Source organism: Dermacoccus sp. UBA1591, assembly GCF_002322065.1.
Lineage (GTDB): Bacteria > Actinomycetota > Actinomycetes > Actinomycetales > Dermatophilaceae > Dermacoccus > Dermacoccus nishinomiyaensis.
Genome location: NZ_DCNR01000006.1, coordinates 1 through 3,158 on the forward strand (window position 1 = coordinate 1; position 3,158 = coordinate 3,158).

The 3,158-nt window shown below is 69.7% G+C and carries 4 protein-coding genes and 1 pseudogene; 3 read left to right on the plus strand and 2 right to left on the minus strand.

The window, feature by feature from the left end:
• Window positions 1–14: 14 nt before the first annotated feature.
• Together mtr and B2284_RS00980 are read right to left on the minus strand one after the other, a co-directional pair.
• Window positions 15–1,388: a mycothione reductase gene (gene mtr / locus B2284_RS00975; protein WP_006944436.1), complete on the minus strand. Its 1,374-nt coding sequence runs from the start codon at window positions 1,386–1,388 to the stop codon at window positions 15–17.
• Window positions 1,389–1,499: 111 nt separating this feature from the next.
• On the minus strand, window positions 1,500–2,141 hold the full coding sequence (locus B2284_RS00980) for a response regulator (RefSeq protein ID WP_040014450.1): 642 nt from the start codon (window positions 2,139–2,141) through the stop codon (window positions 1,500–1,502).
• 57 nt (window positions 2,142–2,198) lie between these two features.
• Between B2284_RS00980 and B2284_RS00985 the strand changes: the two genes are divergently transcribed.
• The 3 genes and pseudogenes from B2284_RS00985 to B2284_RS00995 form a co-directional block, all read left to right on the plus strand.
• Window positions 2,199–2,510, plus strand: coding sequence for a hypothetical protein (locus B2284_RS00985; protein ID WP_131941318.1), 312 nt, complete (start codon window positions 2,199–2,201; stop codon window positions 2,508–2,510).
• 20 nt (window positions 2,511–2,530) lie between these two features.
• On the plus strand, window positions 2,531–2,935 hold the full coding sequence (locus B2284_RS00990) for a hypothetical protein (RefSeq protein ID WP_038568943.1): 405 nt from the start codon (window positions 2,531–2,533) through the stop codon (window positions 2,933–2,935).
• Window positions 2,919–3,158 (plus strand): annotated as a pseudogene (locus B2284_RS00995) (GAF domain-containing sensor histidine kinase); the annotation flags it as partial. The gene B2284_RS00990 and the pseudogene B2284_RS00995, both read left to right, overlap by 17 nt.

Consider the following 3,158-nt stretch of genomic DNA (forward strand, 5'->3'; position numbering starts at 1 on the left):
GCGCATCCTGGGGCTCAGTCGAATTCGAGCCCCAGCAGCGCGTTCTCGAGCACCTCGGTGAGCGCCGGGTGAATCCAGTACTGCCCGCGTGCCATCTCGTCGGCGGTGAGCCCGAACGACATCGCCTGGACTGCAGGCTGGATGACGATCGAGGCCTCCGGGCCGACGAGGTGCACGCCGAGCAGCTTCTTCGTCGCCTTGTCGGCGATGACCTTGCAGATGCTCGTCGTGTCCTCGAGGGCCCAGCCGTAGGCGATGTCGCCGTACTTCTGCACCTTCGTCGTGATGGCGTGCCCGCCCTCGCGCGCCTCGTCCTCCGTCAGCCCGACGGTGGCGACCTGCGGGTGCGTGAAGACCGCCGCCGGCACGACGTCGTGCGGGAACGCGCGCAGGTCGTCGGGGTGGACGAGGTTGTGCGCGACGCAGCGCTCCTCGGCGTTGGCGACGTGCTTGAGCTGGTAGCGCGAGGAGCAGTCGCCGAGTGACCAGACGCCGTCAGCGCCCGTGCGTCCGTACTCGTCGACGACGATGCGCCCGTCGTCGCGCACCTCGACGCGGGTGTTCTCGAGGCCGAGGTCGTCGGTGTTGGGGATGCGGCCCGTGGCGACGAGGAGCATCTCGCCCTCGACGACGCGCCCACCTCTCAGCGTCACGCGGATCGTCCCGTCGCGCTGTTCGATCGACTCCATGACCGCATCACGTTCGAGAGCCCACTGGTCGGTGGCGGCGTGGGTGAGGACGCGGCTGACGTCGTCGTCGGCGTGGCGCAGCACGCGCTTTCCGCGTGCGAGCATCGTCACCTCGACGCCGAGGGACGAGAACACGTGGGCGAACTCGAGGGCGATGTACCCGGCGCCGGCGATGACGAGCGAACGCGGCAACTTCTCGATGCGCATGATCGTGTCGCTCGTCTCGTAGGGCACGCCGCTGTCGGTGACGACGGGCGGGATGTTGGGACGCGCGCCGGTCGCGATGACGATCTGGTCGCCGCTGATCTCCTCGTCGTAGCCCTCGACGCGCAGCGTGCGGTCGCCGGTGAAGCGCGCGTGGCCGCTGAACACGGTCGTGTTGCCGTCGTCGCTGCCGCGCTCGCGGTACGCGCGTCCGCCCGCGGAGATCGCGTCGATGCGCTCGAAGACGCGGTCGCGGATGTCGTCCCAGCGCACCTGATCGACGTGCGCGTCGACGCCGAGGCGCGACGCCTCCCGCGCGCTGCGCGCCACCTCGGCGGCCTGGACGAACATCTTCGTCGGGATGCAGCCGACGTTGAGGCAGGTGCCGCCGAAGACACCCTTCTCGATGACGGCGACGCGCTTGTCGGCGAAGTCGGGCGTCACGAGCGAGTTGCCCGAGCCGGTGCCGATGATGACGAGGTCGAAATGAGCCATGCCCCAACCCTAGGCGCAGGCGGGGACAACCCCGGAACGCCGGGCATTTCTTCTCACGGACCTCTCTGCGCGAGCGAGCCTCCCGAGCCTCGAGGCGTCGAACGATGGGCGTCAGTGCGGGTGGCGCAGGCGCTCCATGAGGACGGCCGCCTGCGTGCGCGATTCGAGGCCGAGTTTCGCGAGCAGGCTGGTGACGTAGTTCTTCACCGTCTTCTCCGCGAGGTGCAGGCGCCCCGCGATCTGACGGTTCGTGTACCCCTGCGTGATGAGGTCGAGCACGCGCTTCTCCTGCTCGGTGAGCGCGGCGAGTTCGGGGCTCTCGAGGGCACCGTCACCGCGCAGGCGCGCGCGGATGACGTCGGCGTCGGCGGTGTCGAGCAGCGACTCCCCCGCCGCGACGCGTTCGATCGTCTCGATGAGGTCGGCGCCGCGCACCTGCTTGAGGACGTACCCACTCGCGCCCGCGAGGATCGCGGCGAGCAGGGCCTCGTCATCGTCGTAGGAGGTGAGGATGAGGCAGCGGATGTTCTCGTCGACGCTGCGCACGGCGCGGCACACCTCCATGCCCGTGCCGTCTGGCAGCCGGCCGTCGAGGATGGCGACGTCGGGGCGCGCCGCCGGGATGCGCCGCGTCGCCTCCTCTGCGCTGCCGCTCTCGCCGACGACCTCGCAGCGCCCCGATGACGCCAGCAACTCGGCCAGGCCGCGACGGACGATCTCGTGGTCGTCGAGCAGATACACGCGCACAGTCATGACCCCATTGTGGCCGCTGCGTTGAGTTCGCGCCGCGCGCTCCCCCAGGATGGGCGCATGACGGACTTGACCCTGGTCTCGTTCCAGCCCGTCAGCCGCGTCGGCGTCACACGCCACCCACGCGATCTCGTCACGATCGCGGAAGATGAAGCCCTCGACCGGCCCGGGCAGCGGCCACCGCACCGGATACCCCGACACCGGCTGCTGCTCGCACAGCAGCCGCACGAGCGCGTCCCGATCACCGTCGTCACGCAGCCGAATGTCGACGCCCATGCACAAAACACGGCGCTGACGCCGCGTCAGCTCAGGAGGTTCCTGCCACATCACCGGCGCGCAGGTGAGGACGAAGGTCCCCGGGCGCTGCGGTGAGGCGCGGGTGAGGATGAAGCATGCCCTCACCGAGCGAACCGACACCGGAGCAGATGCTCGATGCCATGGGACGGACCGGTCGGGCGCACGTCAGCGTCTCGCGGGGTGCTCTTCCGTTCGTCATGCCCTGTGGCGTGCGTGTTACGGGTGGCGACGTCGTCGTCGAGACGGCCCACCCGAGCGTCACACGCGGCGCGCAGCGACGCGACATCGCGGCCGTGCAGGTCGAGGCGCTCATCGACGGAACGTGCTGGTCGATCAGCGTCACCGGCCCGCTCGCCATTCGCTCGACGTCGGATGCACCGCAGCGCGGCGATGTCGTCCTGCCGACGCGGGAGGCTCTGTTCAGCGCCGAGTGCCTATCATCGGCGCATGGTCACCGCGTCGATCCGCTCCTTCGATCCGGTCTTGCCGAACGAGCCTGACGAGGCTCTGCTGGCCGCCGTCATCGAACTGAGCAAGGATCTCGAGCTCAAACCACTGCTGCGCCGATTCGTCGAGACCGCAGCGGAACTCACCGGCGCCCAGTACGGGGCGCTCGGCGTGCTCAACGCCGAGGGGCGCTTCGACGACGTCGTCATCCACGGCATCGACGCCGAGACGGCCGCACTCATCGGCGACGGCCCCCACGGCGAGGGCGTCCTCGGC

Coding starts and splice junctions, on each gene's coding strand:
- mtr (WP_006944436.1), bottom strand. CDS start 1,388: ATGGCTCATTTCGACCTCGTCATCATCGGCACCGGCTCGGGCAACTCG.
- B2284_RS00980 (WP_040014450.1), bottom strand. CDS start 2,141: ATGACTGTGCGCGTGTATCTGCTCGACGACCACGAGATCGTCCGTCGC.
- B2284_RS00985 (WP_131941318.1), top strand. CDS start 2,199: ATGACGGACTTGACCCTGGTCTCGTTCCAGCCCGTCAGCCGCGTCGGC.
- B2284_RS00990 (WP_038568943.1), top strand. CDS start 2,531: ATGCCCTCACCGAGCGAACCGACACCGGAGCAGATGCTCGATGCCATG.